The 2,854-nt window shown below is 58.5% G+C and carries 2 protein-coding genes and 1 other annotated feature; of the genes, one reads left to right on the forward strand and one right to left on the reverse strand.

Annotation, left to right across the window (positions count from 1 at the left end; genetic code table 11):
* Window positions 1–595 precede the first annotated feature (595 nt).
* On the forward strand, window positions 596–1,426 hold the full coding sequence (locus AC5JJ6_RS07280) for a hypothetical protein (protein ID WP_496041397.1): 831 nt from the start codon (window positions 596–598) through the stop codon (window positions 1,424–1,426).
* An 85-nt stretch (window positions 1,427–1,511) separates the two neighbouring features.
* On the opposite strand, the gene AC5JJ6_RS07285 is transcribed toward AC5JJ6_RS07280, so the two are convergent.
* A protein-coding gene (locus tag AC5JJ6_RS07285; RefSeq protein WP_496041398.1) for an IS3 family transposase occupies window positions 1,512–2,740 on the reverse strand; the annotation gives its coding sequence in 2 pieces (ribosomal slippage) (window positions 1,512–2,452 and window positions 2,452–2,740; 1,230 coding nt in all).
* Window positions 2,343–2,459: a sequence feature (AL1L pseudoknot), on the reverse strand. Its footprint overlaps the gene before it by 117 nt.
* Window positions 2,741–2,854 lie beyond the last annotated feature (114 nt).

The raw sequence follows: 2,854 nt of genomic DNA on the forward strand, positions 1-2,854 counted from the left end.
TCCTGCTCAAGCTGCTTCAGATTAAATGAGCGTTAACCTGAATTCCGAGCCGTGCTTTTGGTACTTCGCAGCGTCGGAGCGGTAACTTCGATCATGTTGAAGGGGTGGCAGGGGTAGCATAGGTGTGTGGTTGCCAGTTAGCATCCGCGCCATACACAAACGCGAGCACAATCGACACTCACGACATTGGTTGCAGCGACACCCCTTCTGCCCGGCTTATTACCAGTGCACGTTAAATTTTAGAGTACTCGTAATTTAACATTGGGCTATACCGATGGTTTATAGGCTGCACCGAGATGGTCACTACTAGGGGACAAGAGTGGTCTCAGTATCGAGCGTGCTGAGATGGCAGAGACAATAGATTATCCGCGATAGAAGGTGCTGCGGCTACACCATTGAACAGAGCGCCAGCGGTCAGCAAATCGATTAAGCTCAGCAAGACCGGTGGGTCAAGACGGTAGCGGACCATGCACTCGATCTCCCTCGCGGAACCGGCGGGCAGCCAGCAGTAGGTCGCGCTGATGCAGCTTGGCTCCAGAGGAACCGGTCAGAACACTGACGTTGTGAACCATATAATAGGTGGGGGAGAGCAGATATGGCCGGAACTCCGGGAACACCTCCGACAAATACAATTCTCAGGCAGGGTGCTGAAAACGCCGCCGATCCTACGAAGGAAAACTCCAAATCTATAGACAGCGCGACGACTGATGACAACCAACCGGTGACAAAAAAAGCGTATGGGCCCGACGAAGCAACCATCGAAAAGTCAAGCAATACGGGTCAATCCACGGCCGAAAGAGGTGTTGATCTGGATCAAACGACTTCCAGGATGACTTTCGGAACGAGCCCTCCAGCGACTACGCCTCCGCTCATCGCGACAGTAGGTACTCCCGCGCTTTCCAGTGACACTCAGGGTGAGACCACTCACGATGAAACGGCGACGAGAAGTCCATCGCAGACCAGTGACAGCCGAATTGAAGCAGCGTCCGTGATTTCTCCAGCTACATCGTCAACACAGAGCAGAACGGGTGAGATTGATGAGGCCAGCAAGCCGGTAAGCATCACCATTGGCTCTAATACCGGCAACAATACCGGCAACCATCGTCCTGATCTCAGCAGCCAATCCGATCGCATGACTGTTACTACCTCGCAGCACGACAGGGATATTGGGGACCGAGCATCGGAGGCGTATGAGCAAGAGCCTCAGGGTATTTGGGACACCGCTCAGCGTTCGGCCGCTCAGGTTCGTCAGCAGGGCAGCAAGAACCTTTCCATGGCCCAGACAGTGCTGACAGAAAACCCTTCGATAGGCATTATCGTCGGGATAGCAGTCGGCGTTATGATTGGTTACCTGATAGGTCAGACGAGCGCCTCATCCCGTCGCACCGACACATGGCGGTACAATAACCGGGATGATTATCGCTGATCATCTGTAAATACGCGAGCAAGACGGTTCCGTCATGTCTCGCGTCTGAACCCCGCCGGGATTGTCGGCGGCAAAAGTTCGTGAGTCATGCCGCCAGGGGCTGAGCGTTCACGGCGTCATGATAGCGTTGTTCGGCCTCGGCCGGTGGGATATTTCCGATGGGCTCGAGCAGGCGCCTGTTGTTGAACCAGTCGACCCATTCGAGAGTGGCGTATTCAACGGCTTCAAAGGATTTCCATGGTCCTCGTCTGTGGATGAGTTCGGCCTTGTAGAGACCGTTGACGGTTTCGGCCAAGGCGTTGTCGTAGCTGTCCCCGACACTGCCGACCGACGGTTCGATGCCGGCCAGGCCGAGCCGCTCGGTATAGCGGATGGACAGGTATTGGCTGCCCCTGTCCGAGTGATGGACCAGTCCGGATTTCCCGGCTGGCCGGCGCTGGTGCAGGGCCTGCTCCAGGGCATCCAGGACAAAGCCGGCATCGGCCGTCCGGGACACTCGCCAGCCGACGATCCGCCGAGCAAAGGCATCGATGATGAAAGCCACATAGACAAAGCCGCTCCAGGTCGAGACGTAGGTGAAATCGGAAAGCCACAGCTGGTCGGGCCTATCGGCCCGGAACTGCCGGTTCACCCGGTCCAGCGGACAGGGCAATCCCTTGTCGGCGATGGTGGTTTTCACCGGCTTGCCGCGGATGGCACCGCGCAGGCCTATCTCCCGCATCAGCCGCGCGACCGTGCAGCGCGCCACCTGGATGCCCTCGCGTTGCAGCTGCCGCCACACCTTGCGCACCCCATAGACCTGGAAATTCTCCTCAAACACCCGCCGGATGTCGGCCTTCAAGTCGGCATCGCGTTGTGCCCGCGCCGGCAGCTTGGCCGGATCGGCCGCGCGCGCCGCATGCCGCCGCCAAGTCGATGGGGCGATCGGCAGCACCTTGCAGATCGGCTCGACCCCGTGTTCCTGGCGGTGGGCCTCGATGAAACCCAGCATCATTTCGGTCGGCGGTCGAGCTCCGCCATCGCAAAATAAGCCGAGGCCTTGCGCAGGATCTCATTCGCCTGGCGCAGTTCCCGGATTTCCCGCTCCTGCGCCTTCAGCTTCTCCAGCACATCCAGAGGAACGCCGGCACGGCTGCCGCTCTCCACCTCGGCTTTCTTCACCCATTCGTTCAGCGTATGCGCCGAACAGCCGATCTTCGACGCCACCGACGAAACCGCCGCCCATCGGGACAGGTGATCCTTCTCGTGGTCCAGAACCAGCCGCACAGCCCGCTCGCGGACCTCAGCCGAAAACTTGTTCGTTGTCTTGCTCATCGTCGCTCCATCCTCTCAGGAGTTGGAGCCGCCGACAATCCCGGTGCGGTTCAGACTCTCGGCATTATGGTGTTGTAGCCAAAGGCAGGCAAATCGGGTGACGGCGAGTTCCTG

It is taken from the genome of Skermanella sp., from assembly GCF_059503625.1.

What these genes read in the sequence shown, in the direction of transcription:
- AC5JJ6_RS07280 (WP_496041397.1), top strand. Translation starts at nt 596, where the DNA reads ATGGCCGGAACTCCGGGAACACCTCCGACAAATACAATTCTCAGGCAG.